Genomic DNA, 19,896 nt, shown 5'->3' with positions numbered 1-19,896 from the left:
AGCGGCGAATTTCGAATATTTAAATCCGCTCACCCCTTAAGAATGCTGGCGCGCTGCCGATATGGCGTAAGGAGCACTTTCGGATTGAACGTTTCCACGGTTCTAATGGATCGGTGTAAGCTGTCGATCGGAAAAAAATCGCGAAAAAATTGCAAAAAAATCGGTATCGTGTCGACACCCACGAAGCGACGGGACGGGGAAATCCTTAGTGGGCGTCGTTTTTAACAAAATTGAAGGCTGTATCCTGGTCACCTTCGCACGATGGAGACGCTGTGATTCGACGTAGCCTTGGCGGTTTGCTACTTGCGTTAAGCTGTATTGGCAGCGCAATGGCAGCCGGTCCTACCTGTTCGCGTTCTTTTACGCTGGCATTGCACGATCACGGTCTGCTCTATTCGGTCGACACCGACACGGGCATCGACAAGGATTTTGCCGACGAGCTGATCCGTCGCAGCGGTTGCCAGATCAGGGTTAGCCTTATGTCGCGTGCCCGGATCTGGAAGCTGATCGAATCCGGCGCGCTCGATTTCAGCCTGTCCGGCATTGCCAATGACGAGCGTGACCAGTACGCGGATTTCGCCTGGTACTTTAGCAACAAGTATTACCTGCTGGTGCGTAAGGATGCCGATATCCGCCAGCTAGCCGATTTCGAGCACAACGACCAGTTTCAACTGGGCGTCATCCGCAGCTTCCGCTATAGCGAGTCGGCCAACCGGCTGGTCGACTCGCTGACGGCCGAAAACCGCGTCACCCAGGCCGGTGGTCTGGATCCGCTTTATCAGGCGCTGATTCTGCGACGCATCCAGGGGATGATCATCGAGCCCTTCGATTACCCCGCAATCGACGAAAAGAAAATCCGCGACGTGACCACGATCGTGGAGTTCAACGACCCCGCCGTCCCGCACGGTCTCATCATGTCGAAGAAGGCACTGTCGCCGGAAGAGCGCGAAAAGTGGCGCGCCCTGGTGAATGAAATGCGTGCCGACGGCACCATACGGCGGATCTTCGAGAAGTATTTCAAACCTGACCTCGCCGATTCGATGGTCAATTTCCCGACGCCACCGTGAACTGGGCGCGCCTGGTTCTCCTGCCACTCCTCGTCCTGTCCGCTTCACTGAGCGTTACGTGGGCGCTTTGGGACCATGAGCGGCAGGCTGCCCGTCACGAACTGCTCACCCAGTTCGACTTCTCGCTGGGCGACGCTGTCAGCCGGATCGAACAGCGGATGGGCACGTACGAACTCTTGCTACGCGGCGTGCAGAGCCTGTTTGCCGCTACCGACGACGTGGACCGCGAGCGGTTCCGCGATTACGTCGGCATGCTCGATCTCGACGCCAACTTCTCGGGCATCCAGACCATCGGCATAGTCGCGTGGGTGCCGGGGGCGCAAAAGGACGATCATGTCGCCGCCATGCGGCGGCAGGGGCTGCCCGGCTATGTGATCCAGCCCGCGGGCTCGCGCGACGATTACGCACCCATCATCCAGCGCGAGCCGCATATCGGCCTGAATCGCGCGGCGCCTGGCTTCGATGCCTGGACCGATCCTGTGCGGCGGCGCGCCATGGAGCAGGCGCGCGATTCCGGCATGGCCACCATTTCCGGCAAGGTCCGCCTGTCGGTGGATACTGAAGCCAATGCCCGTCCCGGTTTCATCATGTACCTGCCGATCTATGCACGCGGGCAGCCGCAGGACAGCGTCGCCCAGCGCCGGGCGCATCTGGTCGGCTGGGTCTACGCCTCGTTTCGCATGCACGACGTGATCGCCAGTTTGTATGGCGAGCAACCGCCCGGCCTCACTATCGCGATCTACGACGGCGTCGAACCGTCGGCCTCGGCACTGCTGCACCGGACACCTGAAGCGGCCGGCCGGCATTTGCCTGTGGGCATTTCGGCCAACGAATATCTGGTCGTCGGCGGTCATGACTGGACACTCTCGATGAGTGCTCAGGATGACTTCAAAGACCGCTTCGGCCGTAACGCGGCGTGGTTGATCGCCAGCATCGGCACGGGCCTTAGCCTGTTGCTGGCGTTCCTCACGTGGCTGATGATGACCGGCCGTGGCCGCGCCATGCGGCTCGCCTCGGCGATGACGAAGGAATTGCGCGAGAACGAGGAGAAATTCCGCGCGATCGCCGACTGCACGGTCAACTGGGAGGTCTGGTGGGGGCAAGACGGCAAGCCACGCTGGATCAACCCCTCCGTGGAGGAGTACATCGGCTATACGGTCGAGGAATGCATGGCCATGCCCGACTTCGCGCGCACCTTGATCTATCCGGAAGATTTCCCGCGCGTCGCACCGGAGTTTCTGAAGGGGCAGCAGGGCTTTCGCGGCGAGGACCTCGAGTTTCGCTGCATTCGCAAGGACGGGTCGCTGATCTGGCTGTCCGTTTCGTGGGTGCCGATCAGCGATGCCAAAGGCGATTTCATCGGCTTTCGCACGAGCGGGCGCGATATCACCGAGCGCAAACAGGTCGAGGCCGAGCTTCGGATTGCCGCGGTCGCATTCGACTCGCAGGAACCGATGATGATCACCGATGCCAACGCCAAGATCCTGCGCGTGAACTCGGCTTTCACCGAATGCACGGGCTATACGCCCGAAGAAATTGTGGGCCTGACGCCGAGCGTGCTGCAGTCAGGCCGCCACGACGCGGGCTTCTTTCGCGAGATGTGGGAAGCGATCCACCGCGACGGCGGCTGGCAGGGGGAAATCTGGGACCGCCGCAAGAATGGCGACGTCTACCCCAAATGGCTCGCTATCTCCGCGGTGATGGGCGAGGATGGGGTCGTCAGTCACTATGTCGGCACGCATCACGACATTACCGAGCGCAAGATCGCGGAAGAGCGGATCAAGGAGTTGGCGTTCTTCGACGCGCTGACGCACTTGCCGAACCGGACCTTGCTGCTCGACCGGCTGAAGCAGGCGATCACGGCCAGCGCCCGCAGTGAAGCGTGCGGCGCCTTGCTGTTTATCGACCTGGATCACTTCAAGACGTTGAACGATACCTTGGGTCACGACAAAGGCGACCTGCTGTTGCAGCAAGTGGCGCAACGTTTGGCGTCGAGCGTACTCGAGAGCGACACGGTGGCGCGGGTGGGGGGCGACGAGTTCGTGGTGGTGCTGGGAAGCTTGCACGAAAACCGCGAGGAGGCGGCCAGTCAGACCGAAGCCCTGGGCGAAAAGATCCTCGCCGTCCTGGGGAGTCCGTATCAACTCGGTGACATTGAATACCGCAGTACCGCGAGCGTGGGCGCCACCGTGTTCAGGGGACATCAGGCGTCGATTGACGAACTCCTGAAGCAGGCGGACCTTGCGATGTACAAGTCCAAGGAAAAAGGCCGCAACGCGGTGTGTTTCTTCGATCCGGACATGCAGACGGTGGTGGTGGAGCGGGCGGCACTGGAGGCGGGGTTGCGCAATGCAATCGAAGAAAGTCAGTTCCTGCTTCACTACCAGGCACAGGTCGACGGCACCCGCATCACGGGCGCCGAGGCGCTGGTGCGCTGGCAGCATCCCACGCGCGGTATCGTGCCTCCGGCCGATTTCATTCCGCTGGCCGAAGAAACCGGACTGATCCTTGCGCTGGGAAGCTGGGTCATGGAGGCCGCGTGCGCGCAACTGGCGCAGTGGGCCATGCGGCCGGAGACGGCGCATCTCACGATTGCGGTCAACGTTAGCGTCCAGCAGTTCCGTGAACCCGATTTCGTGCAGAAGGTTCTGGCTATCATCGGTCGAACCGCGGCGAGGCCGGACAGGTTGAAGCTGGAGTTGACGGAGAGCGTGCTGGTCGACAATGCGCAGGACATCATCCAGAAGATGGGGGCACTCAAAGCGAGGGGGGTAGTTTTCTCGCTGGACGACTTCGGTATCGGCTATTCGTCGCTGTCCTATTTGAAGAGGTTGCCATTGGATCAGTTGAAAATCGACCGGTCGTTCGTGCGCGATGTTCTGGTCGATCCGAACGATGCGGTGATTGCCAGAGCTATTGTCGCGCTCGCGCAGAGCCTGGGCCTCGGGGTGATTGCCGAAGGTGTGGAGACCGAGGCGCAGCGGGACTTCCTCGCTGCTGCAGGATGTCACGCATATCAAGGCTACTATTTCTGCCGCCCGCTTCCGATCCAGGGATTCGATGCGTTTTTGAGCAGGCTTGAGGCGGGGCAGTGCGTGGCTGGGTAGTCGCGAGACGAGGGCACGGCGTAGCGATGGCGTCGCAAGGGTAGAATATTTGCAACGCAACGTGTTCCGGATAGAAGGATGAACCTCGCGAGGATTGACCTCAACCTTTTGCGCGTATTCGATGCGATATTTGAAGACCGCAACCTGCTTCTCGCGGGCAAACGGCTTAATCTCAGTCAATCCGCAATCAGTCATGCGCTCGGTCGTCTGCGCGACGTACTCGAGGACGACCTTTTTGTGCGCACGGCGAAAGGGATGGAGCCTACTGCTCGCGCGGAGGCCATGGCGATGCCGCTGCGCAATGCGCTCCAGCAGATCCAGAATGCCTTGGGTAATGAGCCATTCCTGCCGAACGTCGCGAACCGCGAATTTGTGGTGGCCGCCAATGACTACATCACGATGCTGTTGCTCGGCCGCTTGAGCCAGAGGCTCAGTGCGGAAGCGCCTATGGTCAATCTGATCATCAGGCCGTCAACGAGACTCGATCTTGCCGGACAAATCGACATTGGCCGAATCGACATCGCCGTTGGGATTTTTGCCGAAGTGCCTTCGCGGTTTCAGTCGATGCTGCTCTGGAAGCAAACGGAGGTCCTGGCGATGCGCCAGGACCATCCCATTGGTGAGCGGGCCGTTACCCAGGAAGATCTCCTGAACTATCCGCTCGTGGCCATTTCGTTGGGCGGACAGGAGGAGGGGGCAGCAGGCGGATTTATCCTTGAGCGGGGTTTGGCGCGCCAATCGGAGATGTTCGACCGGCAGGCGCTCGAGGACGCCTTTGCGAATTCTTCCGCGCGTCCCCGGCTTCGTATCTCCGTCGCCCATTCGCTGGCGATTCCCACCCTGCTGCGTGATAGCGACATGCTGGCCCTGGTGCCTGCTCCGCTGGGGCGCGAATTCGAGCGCAACGGCGAGCTGCGCACACGCCCCGTTCCCTATACGACACCTACCTCGTCGGTGCGGGCGGTGTGGCACACGCGCAATGATCAGGATCCCGCGCTTCAGTGGCTGCGCGCGCAGATTGCGGATGTCGCCAAACAGGTCGATTGCTAGGCGATCCTGTCTGCTGCAACTTCATCTTGCAGCTTTTTCACCGCGGGTTGCGTTTCGTCTGGTGGCGGCTGTGGTGTCAGCATCGCCGGGGCCGATGGGTGGCATTCGTTCGATGCTGGGGATGCGGAGTGTGCTCGAGAAGCTGGGCGCCATGGTGATTCCGCAAGGCTTCTCGCTTGGCGTGGCGCATCAGGCATTCACGGGAGACGGCAATCTCGCTGACGGAAAAGCAGACGCTGAGGTCCGGTCGGTCGGTGCTGCTCTGGTTGGCGTGACAAGGAATCTGTCCCGGCAATGAGAGGGTAAGGTCCGGCGCTCGCGATCTCGATCTCGATCTCGATGCGAGCGCCCAGATAGAAGTGACATGGCGACGCGAATCGGCGTCGCCGGATTCAATGGCTATTTTGCGTCGGGCGCCTTGACGTTATACGCAATACGGCCGGCAGGCAGGAAGAAGAGCGCAATGATTGCGCCGCCTTTGGTTTCCGGGTAGTGATGGCTTCCTGGTGCTGGGGCCGTCCAGCCGCCGTAACACCAGCCGTTCGGGCCCATGAGTGCCGCGCCATCATCGAGCGACACCACCATGTTGAATTCACCATACGGGTGCGCGTGGTAATCGCCACGGAAGGCGCTTTCCGGATTGGCCTGATCGTTCCCAGTACTATCCATGTAAACCGTCGTGATACTGAATCCGAAGGTCTTTTCCGAAGGCTCGACTAGCCGGGCACGGCGATATCTGCGGCCAGCAATCTCTACGTCGGCAGCCCAGCCTTCCACTTCGACACCAATCCTGATCAGGCGCGCCAGATCCTGATAGAGCTCGCTATCTGTGCCGTACTTGTCGTTGAGCCATTGCTCCACTTCGGAGCCCGTGGTCAGGTTCTTGACCTCTTCAAGGAAAGGAATGCATCGCGCGATAAGCTCGTCCTTACTGCTCGAAATAGGGGTTTGTGACATTCACGTCCTCATTGGGTAAGTAGTGGATCTGATTTTGCGTGGCATCAAAATGCCACAGCCACCTGAATGAAGGAAGCGACAAGCCTGCAAGGTGAAAATGCACGGCGTGCAAGAGCTGAGTCATGGCCGGCGCGCAGCGCGCATATCAGTAATCGCAGCGTGTTCAATATCGTCTTGAACACAATTCGCGTTCGCCGCGGGAATCGCCGTGAGATGATCGGCAAAGCGGCGTCGCTCCGGATCGGTCTGCAGACATGCAGTGCAACCGCAATGCGCCGTGACATTTCTCACATACACCCACTTCTAGTGACCAACGAGATCCTTTGGCGGTACGTGCCGCTAGTTCATGCCCTCATGTTCGGCACAGCGGCCGTTAGTAGCCGCATCTTTCTGGCGTGGAAGAGGGGAGTTTCAAATCCCGTCTCATTCACGTTTGGGGACGACGCGCAGAATTGGCTCGCACGCAGTTTCTACGTTTGGTTGCCCGCAGCTGACGGAGTGTTCCTGGTGATGTACGGCCTCACGGGGGCGCATGGGCCGTTTGTACTCGATGGATTGACCAACCATCATGTGATCCAATGGATCGGTCTCACGTGTCTGGCCGTTTCCCTTCTCTGGGTTGTCTGGTCACAAGCCGCGATGGGTAAATCGTGGAGGATGGGCGTCAATGACGATGCGCGCACGGAGCTGATCACGAGTGGACCGTTCGCCATTTCACGGCATCCGGTCTACCTCGGAATCAGAGGGACGATGACTGGACAGCTTCTCGTCGTGCCGACATGGCCTGTATTGGTGTTCTGGGTCGTGTCTGAGCTGCTGGGCAGATGCAAGCCAGATTCGAAGAAATGCGGATGTTGAGGATGCACGAGATTCGCTACGCTGCCTATTGTGCACGCGTGCGACGCTGGCTCTAATCCAGAGTGGTGTTGACGGCGGCGTAAATCCGCACATAAATAGCGGCGCAAGGTTGACCAGGACCGTCAACAATGAAGCGCCGTTGACGGCCTCGCTCGGGATGGACGGCCCCTGTCAGAATGGATCGCCGATGTCGTTGAGATTGGGATCTTCGGGCGGGGAATGCTGTTCGCGCAGCAGGTCATGCAGGGCAAGGTCATAGTGCATGCAGATGCGCCAACGCAGATCCTCGATGAGTTCGACGACGGCGAGCGCCTGTTCGGGCGACCAGTTGTCCGGTATCAGGAAGTCGAGCCCACGGGTAGTGCCCGAAGGCAGGTGTGCCAGGCGCTTCATGATTTCTTCTCCGCACGCGCGCTACTGCGCCTGCTGGCGCGTTGCTCGGCCCTCTCGCGCGCTTCCTTGACCCGGTAGGACTCGCCCTCGATGGCAATGACTTCGGCGCGATGTACCAGCCGGTCAACGAGCGAGACGACGCAGGCGGCGTTCGGAAACACCTCGTGCCATTCGGAGAACGGTCTGTTGGTTGTGACTACAGTACTTGCCGAGCCGTACCTGCGGCTGACCAGTTCGAACAGCAGATCGGCGTGGCGGTTTGAGTACGAGAGGTAGCCGACCTCATCAATGACCAGGACGTCAGGGGATGCATAGCGACGCAGGCGCCGGCGCAGCGCCGAATCGCTGTCCAGTGCGGCCAGTTCGCCAAGCATCTGACCGGCGGTCGTGAACAGCGCGGTGTGACCATGCACAAGCGCCTGATAGGCGAGATTGAGCGCCAGGGTCGACTTGCCGACACCATTCGGGCCGATCAGCACGACGTTGGCGGTATCCCTGACGAACCCGAGCGACATCAGCTCTTCAACGGCAAGCCGGTCGCAGCGGGTGGGCCAGCTCCAGTCGAAGTCGCACAGCGGCTTGAAGTTGCCCAGGCGCGCATCGCGGATACGTCGCTCCAGTGATCGGCGGGCGCGCTCATCCTCTTCCCACTGCAACAGCGGCGCGACCCACTGTTCGGCGGCCACATCGGACCAATGCGCGAGCAGTCCATACAGACGCAGGGCGTTCGCGCGCCCCTGAAGGTTCTCAGGCGTGTTCATCGGTGCCTCCCGCAAGCTGGTCGTAGATGTCGAGCCGGTGTGGTGTCACCAGCGTGTCCTTGTTGCGCACGTGTTCGGGCAGGATGAGGGTGACTGGCGGCGGGGCCTGCCGTGCCTCGCGCCGGCGCTCAAGCGCCAGACGTACCGGATTCGGATGAGGCGCCGCGTCGCTGGCAAGGGTTTCCTCGATCGCGGCCTGCAGTTCGGCGGGGCCATAGCGGTCGAGCAGTCGCAGCAGGTGCGTGGTGATATTGCCCAGATTGCCGCCGCGCTCAGCGGCGTGCAGCATCAAGGTCCGGCTGGCCGGCGCAGCCCGGGCCAGATGATCAAGACCGCGATGGTGACGGGCCTCGCGCTTCCTTGCGACGAGCGCATCGATGTGCGCGGCAATCTCGATTTGCGCGCCGCGATCGTAACTGCGTTCATGGGTGGCGAGCAGATCGGCGCCGTCGAGAATGCGTACGCGCCGGGGATCAGCGCGTACCGTGAGCGTGCGTCGCACATGGGTATACGGGATCGTATAGTCGTTCAGGTCGAAGCGCACGTAGGGCGTCTTGCCGACCTTCACGGCGAGGAGCAGCTCACACGGGTACGGATTCTCCGGCAACTTGAGCAGGCTGGGCTGTTCTCGTCCGAAGGCCTCGCGTACGGTGATCGTGGGTTCTTCGCGGCAGGGCCGCTCGGCAGCGGGCCCCGCGCACCAGATTGCCGCCTGGGCATTGAGATCGTCGAGGTCCGTGAATCTGCGCGCGGCAAAGAAGCTCTCGCGTACAAAGCGGATTGCCCGTTCAACTCGCCCCTTCTCGTTGCCCCGTGCGACAGCCACCGGACGGGGCTCATAACGATGATGCGCGGCGAACGCGAGCAATGTCGGGTGGAAGCGGATCGCATCGCCCTGACGCTCGAGCACGGCGCTACGCAGGTTATCGTAAAGCAGAACCCTGGGTACGCCGGACCATGCTTCGAAGGCGCCGGCATGCCCTGCCAGGAAACTGTCCATACGGGCATCGAGGAAGAAGCGCAGATAGATCTGCCGTGACCACGACAGCACCATCACGAAGGCCATCAGCGGTCGTCGTGCCCGACCGATCTGCAGGTGACCGAAGCTGGCCCAATCGGCCTGCGCCTGTTCACCGGGCAGCGTGCGCAGGCGCAGGTAAGCCTCGGGTACCGGGCGTGGCCGGTGCAGCGAGATCAGATGCCGGAAGTGGTGATGACTGCCCCGGTAGCCGCGCTCATACACCATCGCATACAGACGACTGGCCGTGAGCGAGGGAAACTTCTTCAGCGTCTCGTGGATGAACGGCAGATAGGTGTCGATCTGCGAGGCTCGCTGCACGGCGCCAATCCTGGGCAGGCCGGCCTGGGCCAGCACGCGCTGGACGGTGCCGCGATGCACGTGCAACTGGCGCGCGATGGTGCCGCAACGCCACTTCTCCACGTGGTAATAGCGCAGGATCTGCGCCTCGAGTTCAGCTCCAATGGTCATGGGTCGTTTCCTGTTCTGTCAGTAGTAGTACGAACATCACGGAAGACCCGACGGCGCAGTGGCCCGATGCGTACAAGGCCCGAACAGATGCAGCGACAGAAGCTGCAAGGCGTCGATCCGGGCGCGGCGACAGTGGATGTCGATGCGGTGGCCGTCGTCGTCGAAGTCAGTTGCAGTAGAGCATCGGCGACGGGTGTCGGGGAACGCTGATGCGTCACTTTATTGAGGCGCTGACGATAGCGACGCATCCGTTCGGCATGTGCAAAGCGGCCACGACGACTGAGCTGATAGCGTTGGCCAGCCTCGCGCAGGCGGGCGCGGCGCGAGGCCTGTGAGCAGTCGCCACCGCAGTAAATCTGGCCGCGATCGCAACGGCGGCACACGACGACCTGCGCCCGGCAGCGGGCGCACAGAAAGAGGCGGCCAGTGGCCGGCATCGGCAGTCCCCGTCAATGCCGAAGCGGTATCGACGAGGCGGATCAGCCGTGCCATACTGGCCCGGCACCCGTACCCCGTTGTGCGCGTGTGGGGCTCGACACTGGAATGAACTTGGCGGTTAGGACCGGTGTCGGGCCTGTTTCTTCGGCGGTCAGTTGTAGTCGTTCTTCTACCGCATCCCGATTCCCGCGTCATCCCCCTGCCGAACCGCACATCCCCGGTGCGTCTGCGCTCGCCCTACGGGCTCCCTCCGACGCACCCGAATCTGAGCCCCATGAAACGTCCCAGAGTCGCCGGGCTGAACAGCAATCGCGTCGCACGGCTGTCCGACGCCGTCATCCAATGTCGGATTCCGACCGCCATTCACAAGTGGGGACGAACCAGCGACGGAGCGCTTCCTCCAATCCATCTATGCTGTTCTCCTCACCAATCCAGGCAATGCAGGCATCGGGACGGATCAGCATCGAAGGCCCTGTATCGACGGCGACGCAACGTATCCTCTGCGTGGTGGCTGCAACGAACCTGGAAGCCTCTCCCCCGGTTGAGGCGTCGAGAAGAGCACCCGTGCCATCCTGCATGACATCGTAGAGCGAGACGTGGGCATCGCCTTGGCTGATCGGGTTATCGCCAATCAGCCGTCCGACGTCTTCAAGATCCGACCCGAGATCGTAACGAGTGGAAAGGCCGCTCATCATCCCTCCGATGAACTGATTGACGTCATCGAGTTGCATGAGTTTCGCCACGAGGTCCCGCATCGCACCCGCCTGGGGATCGGGCCGCATGATGGCGACCTGGGCAAGCGTGTTCGCCAGAACGGCTTCGGCGACGGGTCGCCGCTCGGCCGTGTAAGTATCGAGCAGGCTTTCCGGCTTGTCGCCCCGAATGACCGAAGCTAGCTTCCAGCCGAGGTTTGCGGCGTCTACGAGCCCGAGGCTCAGGCCCTGACCACCGAACGGCGAATGGATATGTGCCGCATCACCGGCGAGCAGCACTCTGCCCTGGCGGTAGGTGTCCACGAGCCGCGTGTTGTCCGTCCAGCGGCTCGCGCTTTCCAGCGTTTGCACACGAACGTCCTTGCCGCTGATGCGCCGTAGTAGGGTTTCGATCTCCTCACGTGTAACCGGCGCCTGCCGATCCTCCGGCGGACCGCTGAAGTCCAGCATGTAGAGTCGGCCCGGAAACGGCCCGTAGGCGAACACGCCACCCGAAGTGCGACGCCAACCGATGGGCAACAGGCGTTCGGGATGGTCGATCTCGGCAATCACCTGGTACATCGTCATGGTTGGAGCCGTGCCGGGGAAGTCAAAACCGGCCATCTTGCGGATCGCGCTACGCCCTCCGTCGCAACCGACAAGGTAGGCGCAGCGGATACGCTCCCCGCCGGCCGGCGCGGTCCACTCCACGTCGACGCCGTTTTCCTGCTGGACGAAGCTCGTGACCTCACACTCGCGGCGCACCTCGATCCCAAGCGAGCGGGCGCGGTCGGCCAGCATGGCTTCTGCGTCCTGCTGACGCACCATCCGGGGACGCCGCTCCGGCTCCTTCTGCGCGTCCTTCCGGATCAGCGACAAGCCGGCGAAATGGCCGCTGAACTTCGACGTCCGACCACGCACGTCCGCTCCGCTCTGTTCGGTGAACTGGTTGATTGCCGCGAAGCTGCGCGCCTCTGCATCGACGATGGCTGCGCTCATTCCGCGGCGCTGCAAGGCTTCGCTACCGAGCGGTCCGAGCGACAATGCCTTCATGGCCGCACTCGAAGCAGCCAGACGCTCCAGCACGAGGACGCGCACGCCGCCCAAAGTCAGTTCGATGGCAGTCAGAAGTCCAACCGGCCCGGCTCCCACAACCACAACATCCACCGTTTCCATATACCCGATCCAAATATGTACTCAGTACATATGCTCTGCTAAGATGAGCAACATGTCAACGCCACCTGATCGCCGATCCCGCAAACGCCTCGCTACGAGAGAAGGCATCTCCAATGCCGCCACGCGCCTTTTTCTGGAGCGGGGCTTCGAGAATGTGACGGTGGACGAGATCGCAGAGGCCGCTGATGTCGGACGGATGACGGTGTTCAATCACTTTCCCCGCAAGGAGGACATGTTCTTTGATCGCGACGAAGCGGGTCGCGAGATGCTGACCGAAGCGTTGCGGCAGCGCGATCCCCGCGTCGCTCCGATCGAGACGTTACGGCTGCTCGCTCATCGGCTGGTTGCGGAACAGAGTCCTTACGTCAGATTCTCTGCTGGGAGCCAAGGCTTCATAGAGACGATCGAGGGCAGCGAAACCCTCAAGGCTAGGGCCAGGGCGATACGCGACGAGATCGCGCAAGTCGTAACGGTGGCGCTATCCGAATGCGTAGGGCGAGAACCGACCGACCCCGCCGCCCATCTGGCGGCCGGTCTGCTGCTCGCGACGTGGACTGTGGCCCTCATCCAGGCTCACCAGACCTTTCGGGAGAGGCGAGATACAGAAGAAGCGAAAGCCGCCTTTCTCGCTATTGTCGAGAAGGGGACCATCGGCCTAAAAGCCGCAATGGCAGGCACGCCTTACGCCTGAGTAATCAACTCCGCCCCGATGATGTTCAGCAATGTGACAGGCTTGCCGTGTATCGGCATTAGACAATCCTCAGATCCTGGCGATGGGGAGAACGCCCCACCCAGCGTCGGCGCTTCCCCTAAACTGACATTAGCATTGCCCACGATTGCGGAATTTCGGGAGCCCATTTCTTTCGCTGTGAAAGAAGTGGCCTTTCTTCCTGACAACACGGGTGTTCTCAATGGCAGAGGATTCCGAGTACATGTTGGAGCCGCTTCGCGAGGAGGCGGACTTCACTCTCCACCGCGGGAGAGAGCTCGGCAACCCGATGCCAATCCTGGTGCTGGCGGTCGTCGCTGAACATCCGTCACCTCAGAGCCTCCGGCGCCTCGAACACGAATGGTCGCTCGCTTCGGAACTCGATACGGCATGGGCCGCTCAGCCGCTCGCGCTGACACGTTACCAGGGGCGAGCGGTCCTCATTCTCAAGGATCCTGGCGGTGAACCCCTGGATCGGATAATCAGGCAGCGCAAGCGGCATCCGATCGATCTGACTCGCTTCCTGCGTATCGCCATAGGCCTGGCAACAGCGCTTAGTCACGCTCACCGGCAAGGCCTCATTCATAAGGACGTCAAACCGGCGAACGCGCTTGTCGACGCCGCCGGTCGCGTATGGCTCACCGGCTTCGGCATCGCGTCCCGGCTCCCGCGCGAGCGCCTGCCGCCCGTGCCGGCTGAGATCATTGCCGGCACGCTGGCCTACATGTCCCCTGAACAGACCGGGCGCATGAACCGTTCGATCGACTCTCGCAGTGATCTCTATTCTATGGGCGTCACGCTTTACGAAATGCTGACAGGCAGCCTACCTTTCACCGCTTCCGATCCGATGGAATGGGTGCACTGCCAGATCGCAAGACAGCCGGTTCCCCCCGTAGAACGGACGCCAGATATCCCCTTTGCAGTGTCGTCCGTCATCGTGAAGTTACTCGCCAAAACCGCTGAAGAGCGATACCAGACGGCGGTGGGCCTCGCGCGGGATCTTCAGCGATGTCTCAAGGAATGGGAATCTGCTGGACGCATTGATGAGTTCCCGCTTGGCGAGCACGACACGCCGGACCGGCTGCTGATTCCCGAAAGACTGTACGGGCGGGCATCCGAAATCGATACGCTGTTAGCGTCCTTCGATCGAGTCGTAGCGGGAGGGCGTCCAGAACTCGTACTTGTTTCCGGCTACTCGGGTGTCGGCAAGTCCTCCGTTGTCAATGAGCTGCATAAACCGCTCGTACCGCCTCGTGGCCATTTTGCGTCGGGCAAGTTCGACCAGTACAAGCGCGACATACCGTATGCAACCCTCGCGGAGGCCTTCCAGTACCTCATTCGTCCAATCCTGGTAAAGAATGAAGACGAACTGGGTCGCTGGCGCGATGCAATCCAGGAGGCGCTCAGTCCGAACGGCCAGCTCATGGTGGATCTGGTCCCGGAGCTGAAGCTCATTATCGGCGAGCAGCCGCCGGTCCCGGAACTTCCACCACGAGATGCGCAAAGTCGCTTCCAGTTGGTATTCCGTCGCTTTGCTCAAGTGTTCACGCGGGAGCATCCCCTCGCGCTTTTTCTCGACGACCTGCAATGGCTCGACGCGGCGACGTTAGATCTGATGGAAGATTTGCTCACGAATCCGGACGTGAAACATGTGATGTTGATCGGGGCCTACCGCGATAACGAAGTGGCCCCCACTCATCCGCTGATGCGCAAGCTGGAAGCCATTAGACAGGCTGGCGCGATCGTGCATGACATCGTGCTTACCCCTCTGACTCGTGACGACCTGGAGGAGTTGATCGCAGACTCGCTTCATTGTGAGCGCAGACGTGCTGGACCGTTGGCGGAACTCGTTGAGGAGAAGACGACCGGCAACCCGTTTTTCGTCATTCAATTTATTTCCGCGCTCTTCGAAGAAGGATTACTGATCTTTGATCACGCCGAAGGGCAGTGGTGTTGGGACCTGAATCGCATTCACGCCAAGGGTTATACCGACAATGTCGTGGACCTGATGGTGGGGAAGTTGAATCGCCTGCCCACCGGGACGCAGAAAGCACTACAACAGCTTGCATGCCTCGGCAACAACGCCGACTTCACCATGCTTCGCATGGTCTACCAGGACTCGAGCGAGGAGATGCATGGACAACTTTGGGAAGCAGTCCGAACGGGTCTCGTGTTCCGCTCAGAAGAGGCTTACAGCTTCCTCCACGACCGTGTGCAGGAAGCCGCGTACTCTCTAATCCCTAAGGAATTGCGGGCGGAGGCACATCTGCGAATCGGCATGTTGATGGCCGCACACACCTCTCCAGACAAGCTTGAGGAAGGGATCTTCGAGATCGTCAATCAACTCAACCGTGGCGCTCATCTGATCATGTCGATTGCGGAGCGTGAACGCATTGCGGAATTGAATCTGATCGCAGGCAGACGTGCCAAGACTTCAACGGCTTACGCCTCAGCGCTTAAGTACCTCCACGCCGGGCGCGGATTGTTGACGGACGAGATCTGGAATCGCAACTACGACCTTGTCTTCCCGATCGAGTATCTGCTGGCTGAATGCGAATTGCTGACCGCAGATATGTCTGCTGCAGAAGATCGGCTTTCCATGTTGGCCCAACGGGCGAAAAGCGCCCACGATATTGCGCTTGTCACCCATTTGCGCCTGACGCTCTATAACCTTTTGGGTCGCAGCGACCGCGGCGCGGAAATATTCATCGAATATCAGCGAGGTCATGGCAAGGACTGGTCCCCGCATCCTACGGACGAAGAAGTATCGCGAGAATACGAGCAAATCTGGTCTTCGCTGGGCGCCCGGAAAATTGGCGAACTCGTTGACTTGCCCTTGATCACCGATCCGGATGTGCTCGATGTTCTGGATGTTTTCAATGAGGCTGTGCTCACTGCGCAGTTCACCGATGAGAACCTTCTTGCTCTCGTGCTTTGCCGGATAGTCAACCTCAGTCTTGAGCATGGCCACAGCGATGCAGCGTGCTTCGCGTTCGTCTCGCTGGGTATGGTCGTTGGACCGCATTTCGGGAACTATGAGGCTGGATTCCAGTTTGGCAAGCTAGGCTACGATGTCGTGGAGAAGTACGGATTGCAGCGCTATCAAGCTCGCGTCTACATGCGCTTCGGCAACTGTGTCATGCCATGGAGGCAACACGTCAAGACAGGACGGGAACTCGTGCGGCGCGCCTTCGACGCCGCGAACAGGACCGGCGACCTCAGTTTTGCAGCATTTAGCTGCCACCATTTGAATACCAATCTTCTTGCGGCGGGAGATCCTCTGGCTGAGGTGCAGCGTGAAGCTGAGACAGGCCTCGCATTCACAGAAAAAGTGCGGTTCGGCCGCCTCATTGACCAGATCGCAACGCAGCTCGCGTTTATCCGGACACTTCGTGGCCTGACAACGACGTTCGGTTCGCTCAATGACGGTCACTTTGACGAGCTTCAGTTCGAGGGTAGTTTTTCAGGGAACGCGATTCTGGCGACGCGCGAATGTTTCTATTGGGTCCGCAAGTTACAGGCGCGTTTCTTGGCGGGTGACTACGCTTGCGCGATCGAGGCGTCGGTCAATGCCAAACGCCTGCTCTGGTCTACGCACTCCTACTTTGAAGTGGCGGAGCATTGCTTTTACAGCGCGCTCGCCCGGGCCGGGGCTTTTGATTCGGAAACCGTAGGCGCGCGAGAGGAGCACCTGGAGGCGCTGGCCGATCTCCACAGGCAGCTTGCAATATGGGCGGAGAATTGCCCGGAGAATTTCGAAAACCGCGCTGCACTGGTGGGCGCGGAAATCGCGCGGATCGAAGGGCGCTTCCTTGACGCCGAGCAATCGTATGAAATGGCCATCCGCTCAGCGCGTGCTAACGGCTTTGTGCACAATGAAGCGGTAGCGAATGAAGTCGCGGCGCGTTTCTACGCGGCACGGGGATTCGACAAGACTGCCCGTACGTACCTGCGCGATGCCCGCTACTGTTACCTCAACTGGGGAGCGGACGGCAAGGTAAGGCAGCTTGACCAGCACTATCCGCACCTTATCGACGAACAGGCAGCAGCGGGCTTGACGAGAACGATTGAGGCGCCGGCCGAACTTCTGGATCTGGCCACGGTTATCAAGGTATCCCAGGCACTTTCCAGCGAGATCGTTCTTCCCAGACTGATCGAGAAACTGCTACGAATCGCAGTAGAGAATGCAGGGGCCGGGCGGGGTCTGCTCATCCTCCTTCGCGGTGGCGCTCAGGGCGGCGAGCCGCGGATCGAAGCGGAGGCGACCAGTGGACCGGGCGGTATCGAGGTGGCGGTTCGGCAAGCCGCCATCACGCCGGCTGACCTCCCGCAATCCGCGCTGCATTATGTGATCCGGACGCAGGAGCGCGTACTCCTCGATGACGCTTCGGCCGATAGCGTGTATTCAAAAGACGAATATGTGCGGAAGAAGCACTCACGGTCCGTCCTGTGCCTGCCAATCGTCAAGCAGGCGAAGCTGGTCGGCGCACTTTATCTGGAGAACGAACTGGCGCCGTTCGTCTTCACGTCGGACCGGGTTGCGGTACTGCAGTTACTGGCTTCACAAGCCGCTATTTCACTGGAGAATGCCACCCTCTTTACCGACCTGCAGCGCAGCGAAGCATTCCTCGCTCAAGGACAAAGGATCAGCCACACCGGCACCTTCGGCTGGAGTGTTGCAAGCGGAGAGCATTACTGGTCGGAGGAAGGCTACAACATCATTGAATATGATCAGGGTGTGCGACCCTCCGTGGACCTCGTATTGCAACGAATCCATCCCGACGACCGGGATGCTGTCCGGCGGGCTCTTGACGCGGCGGTCAAGGAGAAGAAGGATTTCGACAGTGAGCATCGTTTCATCATGCCGGACGGGAGAGTCAAGCACGTCCACGCCACGGGCCGGGCGGTGAACATCGGCAACCTTGAATTTGTTGGAGCCGTTCGTGACATCACTGAACGCACGCGGGCGGAAGAGGCTTTGCGCCTGGCACTGACCGATCTCGCGCGCATCAACCGGGTGACAACCATGGGAGAGCTCACGGCTTCTCTCGCTCATGAAATCAATCAACCGATTACGGGCGCTATCGCCTACGCAAACGCCTGCCTGCGATGGCTTGATCGCGACAAGCCGGATCTTGATGAAGCGCGCGCGGCGGTCACCCATATTGTGAAAGACGGTCAACGCGCTGCGCAGATTATCGGAAAGATCCGCGCGCAGTTCGAGAAAGGGGCCCTGAATCGGGAGGTCTTCGGTGTAAGCGAAATTATTCGCGAAACCGTTGGCCTCCTGCGCGGCGAGGCAGTGCGATACAACATATCGGTCCGCACGGAACTGGCAGCCGATCTTCCTCAGATCGTCGGCGATCGCGTGCAATTGCAGCAGGTCGCGATGAATCTGATCGTCAACAGCATCGAAGCGATGAAGGACGTTGATGGAACACGGGAGATGGTCATCAGGTCGCAGCGGGCTGAAAACGAGCAGATTCTGGTTTCAGTCAGAGATACCGGCATAGGGGTTCCGCCGCAGTTCGCGGAACAGATTTTCGATCCGTTCTTTACAACCAAACCCCACGGCACCGGCATGGGGCTTCGCATCAGCCGTTCAATCGTTGAGTCGCATGGCGGGTGCTTGTGGGTCGCCGGCGTCGCTGGGCGCGGCGCAACTTTTCAGTTCACGCTGCCCACTACGGTTTCGGATCGTAGTTAATAATCTAACTGTCGGACTGCGGCGAGTCGGCCTGGTGAATTCATGCCGCGTCGCCATCTGTTACGCTAGCTCGCAGATCAACGACATGATGTGACCATGGCTCACACCTCTTCTCGCCGGCCAGCAGGCGTGCCGATGCGCGGGAACTCAAATGCCCGGGCATTGTCCGGTTCCGCGTCATCGCCGGCCTCGTCGCCTACGCCAGGCGCGCGGCCACCGCTTGCCAGCCTCGAAACAGTTTGCACTGTCGCGCGTCAGGGCTCGTTTCTGGCGGCCGCCGGGGTGGCCGGCCTCACGCATGGCGCGATTAGCCGGCGGGTTGCTGCTGTGGAGAACTGGCTCGGCACGACATTGTTCGAACGCCATGCGCGAGGCGTGCGGCTGACACCGGACGGGCAACGCTTCGTCGGCCGGATCGAGCAGGCGTTCGGCATCATCGACAGTGCGGCGAATCAGTGGCGCTCGCCGCGCAGCCTCCGATTGGTCAAACTCAGTGTGGTGCCCGGGTTCGCCAAGCTGTGGTTCTTCGAACGCCAGGCTGCTTTGGAGAGCGAAGCACCGGCGCTGCGCATCGAACTCGATATCGATCATCGCAACGCGGATATCGCAAGCGAGCAGGCAGATCTGGCGATCCGCTATGGGCGAGGCAACTGGCGTCAACTCGAGGTCAAACCGTTCCTGCCGGAGACGCTGTATCCGGTCGCGCATCCCGCGCTCGCCGCACAGTTGGCGAAACAGATCCGTCGGCATGGCGACGCCGCGCTGCTCGACATACCGCTGCTGCACGACTCCGACGTGACGGGCTGGCGCGCGTGGTTCGGTGCGCTGGACATCCCGCTCAAACCGCGCACCCAGGATCGCCGTTTCGAGGACTACACCCTCGTGCTAGCCGCCGCCGAAGCCGGACTGGGCGTGGCGCTGGCGCGCACGCCGCTCGCCGACGCGTACCTCCGGCGCAGCGAGCTCGTACGTGTGAGCCGCCACGAGGTCGCTTCGCCGCTCAGGTATTACTTCGTCCATGCGAAGGGAGAGAGCCGGCCCGAAGTGCTGGCGCTGATTGAGCGGATGCAGAGGGCGTCAGCGGAAGTGTCGTCGCGATAAGTAGCGGGTAAGGCGCCCCTGCTAAACTCGGCCCGATTCGCGACCTCAGTGTGTTTGAGTAAACCAACTATGAAAAGTAGCGCAAAAGGCGGCCTTGTCTATTCCACCGATGGCGGACGGATGTGTCCCGAATGCCGGAAGGTGCTCGCGGAATGCGTCTGCAAGACGCTTACCAAAACACTACCGGCAGGTGATGGCGTGGTGCGGGTAAGTCGCGAAACCAAGGGCCGGGGAGGGAAAAGCGTGACGATCGTCAAAGGACTGCCGCTCGATCCTCTCGCTTTGGGCTTGCTAGGCCGAAGTTTGACACGGCGCCCGATCTAACCTGTTGAAGCGCCGAGAGATTTTCGAGACGAAGGGGTTGGCTACTGGGAACAGACGGGGTCGATGC

Annotated in this window: 15 protein-coding genes and 1 pseudogene; 11 read left to right on the top strand and 5 right to left on the bottom strand. The window is 60.7% G+C overall.

Annotated elements, in window-relative coordinates:
- The first annotated feature begins 272 nt into the window (after positions 1-272).
- From P3T40_RS00080 to P3T40_RS00065, 4 genes are all read left to right on the top strand, one after another.
- The gene (locus tag P3T40_RS00080; protein ID WP_429265645.1) at positions 273-1,067 is read left to right on the top strand and encodes a substrate-binding periplasmic protein; all 795 of its coding nucleotides are present in this window, start codon (positions 273-275) and stop codon (positions 1,065-1,067) included.
- Positions 1,064-4,174 carry a bifunctional diguanylate cyclase/phosphodiesterase gene (locus P3T40_RS00075; protein ID WP_429265644.1) on the top strand — a complete coding sequence of 1,037 codons (3,111 nt, stop codon included), beginning with the start codon at positions 1,064-1,066 and terminating at the stop codon, positions 4,172-4,174. Before P3T40_RS00080 ends, P3T40_RS00075 begins: the two co-directional genes overlap by 4 nt.
- Positions 4,175-4,252: 78 nt before the next feature.
- Positions 4,253-5,224 (top strand): LysR substrate-binding domain-containing protein, encoded by a 972-nt coding sequence (locus tag P3T40_RS00070; RefSeq protein ID WP_429265643.1) that lies wholly within the window; start codon positions 4,253-4,255, stop codon positions 5,222-5,224.
- A 73-nt stretch (positions 5,225-5,297) separates the two neighbouring features.
- Positions 5,298-5,522, top strand: a complete 225-nt coding sequence (locus tag P3T40_RS00065) for an NADPH-dependent FMN reductase (protein WP_429265642.1) — start codon at positions 5,298-5,300, stop codon at positions 5,520-5,522.
- A 101-nt stretch (positions 5,523-5,623) separates the two neighbouring features.
- Here P3T40_RS00065 and P3T40_RS00060 read toward each other — a convergent pair whose 3' ends face one another.
- A complete protein-coding gene (locus tag P3T40_RS00060; RefSeq protein ID WP_429265641.1) occupies positions 5,624-6,181 on the bottom strand; it encodes a DUF4863 family protein in 558 nt (185 codons plus the stop codon).
- Between the two features lie 66 nt (positions 6,182-6,247).
- Here P3T40_RS00060 and P3T40_RS00055 point away from each other — a divergent pair, with 66 nt between their 5' ends.
- Positions 6,248-7,039, top strand: a complete 792-nt coding sequence (locus P3T40_RS00055; protein ID WP_429265640.1) for a methyltransferase family protein — start codon at positions 6,248-6,250, stop codon at positions 7,037-7,039.
- A 171-nt stretch (positions 7,040-7,210) separates the two neighbouring features.
- On the opposite strand, the gene P3T40_RS00050 is transcribed toward P3T40_RS00055, so the two are convergent.
- Genes P3T40_RS00050 through istA form a run of 3 tightly spaced genes read right to left on the bottom strand, consistent with a single transcriptional unit; the run spans position 7,211 to position 9,682 of the window.
- Positions 7,211-7,432 carry a hypothetical protein gene (locus P3T40_RS00050; protein ID WP_429265639.1) on the bottom strand — a complete coding sequence of 74 codons (222 nt, stop codon included), beginning with the start codon at positions 7,430-7,432 and terminating at the stop codon, positions 7,211-7,213.
- Entirely contained in the window at positions 7,429-8,193 is a 765-nt protein-coding gene (gene istB, locus P3T40_RS00045; RefSeq protein ID WP_128586532.1) for an IS21-like element helper ATPase IstB, read from the bottom strand. The genes P3T40_RS00050 and istB overlap by 4 nt, the downstream gene beginning before the upstream one ends.
- A complete protein-coding gene (istA, locus tag P3T40_RS00040; protein ID WP_429265638.1) occupies positions 8,180-9,682 on the bottom strand; it encodes an IS21 family transposase in 1,503 nt (500 codons plus the stop codon). The genes istB and istA overlap by 14 nt, the downstream gene beginning before the upstream one ends.
- Positions 9,683-9,748: 66 nt before the next feature.
- On the opposite strand from istA, the gene P3T40_RS00035 reads away from it, so the two are divergent.
- Complete coding sequence (locus P3T40_RS00035; RefSeq protein ID WP_429265637.1) at positions 9,749-9,892, top strand: hypothetical protein; 144 nt, start codon at positions 9,749-9,751, stop codon at positions 9,890-9,892.
- The gene (locus P3T40_RS00030) at positions 9,892-10,017 is read left to right on the top strand and encodes a hypothetical protein (protein WP_256211476.1); all 126 of its coding nucleotides are present in this window, start codon (positions 9,892-9,894) and stop codon (positions 10,015-10,017) included. Before P3T40_RS00035 ends, P3T40_RS00030 begins: the two co-directional genes overlap by 1 nt.
- Positions 10,018-10,455: 438 nt before the next feature.
- Here the strand turns inward: P3T40_RS00030 and P3T40_RS00025 are convergent, their stop codons facing one another.
- Positions 10,456-11,988, bottom strand: coding sequence for an FAD-dependent oxidoreductase (locus P3T40_RS00025; protein ID WP_429265636.1), 1,533 nt, complete (start codon positions 11,986-11,988; stop codon positions 10,456-10,458).
- A 43-nt stretch (positions 11,989-12,031) separates the two neighbouring features.
- Between P3T40_RS00025 and P3T40_RS00020 the strand changes: the two genes are divergently transcribed.
- The 4 genes and pseudogenes from P3T40_RS00020 to P3T40_RS00005 all read left to right on the top strand — a co-directional run.
- On the top strand, positions 12,032-12,679 hold the full coding sequence (locus P3T40_RS00020; RefSeq protein ID WP_429265635.1) for a TetR/AcrR family transcriptional regulator: 648 nt from the start codon (positions 12,032-12,034) through the stop codon (positions 12,677-12,679).
- A gap of 241 nt (positions 12,680-12,920) precedes the next feature.
- Positions 12,921-18,404: a trifunctional serine/threonine-protein kinase/ATP-binding protein/sensor histidine kinase gene (locus P3T40_RS00015; protein ID WP_429265634.1), complete on the top strand. Its 5,484-nt coding sequence runs from the start codon at positions 12,921-12,923 to the stop codon at positions 18,402-18,404.
- Positions 18,405-18,494: 90 nt separating this feature from the next.
- Complete coding sequence (locus P3T40_RS00010; protein ID WP_429265633.1) at positions 18,495-19,505, top strand: LysR substrate-binding domain-containing protein; 1,011 nt, start codon at positions 18,495-18,497, stop codon at positions 19,503-19,505.
- 69 nt (positions 19,506-19,574) lie between these two features.
- Positions 19,575-19,811: pseudogene (locus tag P3T40_RS00005) on the top strand (stress response translation initiation inhibitor YciH); the annotation flags it as partial.
- Positions 19,812-19,896: the final 85 nt, after the last annotated feature.

Source organism: Paraburkholderia sp. EB58, from assembly GCF_050436665.1.
GTDB lineage: Bacteria > Pseudomonadota > Gammaproteobacteria > Burkholderiales > Burkholderiaceae > Paraburkholderia.
The sequence above is the reverse complement of the archived record's forward strand: the minus strand, read 5'-3'. Positions and strand labels throughout refer to the sequence as shown.

Excerpts from the sequence above, each read along its gene's own strand:
- P3T40_RS00070 (WP_429265643.1), top strand. The coding sequence starts at position 4,253 with ATGAACCTCGCGAGGATTGACCTCAACCTTTTGCGCGTATTCGATGCG.
- P3T40_RS00030 (WP_256211476.1), top strand. The coding sequence starts at position 9,892 with ATGCGTCACTTTATTGAGGCGCTGACGATAGCGACGCATCCGTTCGGC.
- P3T40_RS00035 (WP_429265637.1), top strand. The coding sequence starts at position 9,749 with ATGCGTACAAGGCCCGAACAGATGCAGCGACAGAAGCTGCAAGGCGTC.
- P3T40_RS00050 (WP_429265639.1), bottom strand. The coding sequence starts at position 7,432 with ATGAAGCGCCTGGCACACCTGCCTTCGGGCACTACCCGTGGGCTCGAC.
- P3T40_RS00055 (WP_429265640.1), top strand. The coding sequence starts at position 6,248 with ATGAAGGAAGCGACAAGCCTGCAAGGTGAAAATGCACGGCGTGCAAGA.
- istB (WP_128586532.1), bottom strand. The coding sequence starts at position 8,193 with ATGAACACGCCTGAGAACCTTCAGGGGCGCGCGAACGCCCTGCGTCTG.
- istA (WP_429265638.1), bottom strand. The coding sequence starts at position 9,682 with ATGACCATTGGAGCTGAACTCGAGGCGCAGATCCTGCGCTATTACCAC.
- P3T40_RS00015 (WP_429265634.1), top strand. The coding sequence starts at position 12,921 with ATGTTGGAGCCGCTTCGCGAGGAGGCGGACTTCACTCTCCACCGCGGG.
- P3T40_RS00025 (WP_429265636.1), bottom strand. The coding sequence starts at position 11,988 with ATGGAAACGGTGGATGTTGTGGTTGTGGGAGCCGGGCCGGTTGGACTT.
- P3T40_RS00060 (WP_429265641.1), bottom strand. The coding sequence starts at position 6,181 with ATGTCACAAACCCCTATTTCGAGCAGTAAGGACGAGCTTATCGCGCGA.
- P3T40_RS00020 (WP_429265635.1), top strand. The coding sequence starts at position 12,032 with ATGAGCAACATGTCAACGCCACCTGATCGCCGATCCCGCAAACGCCTC.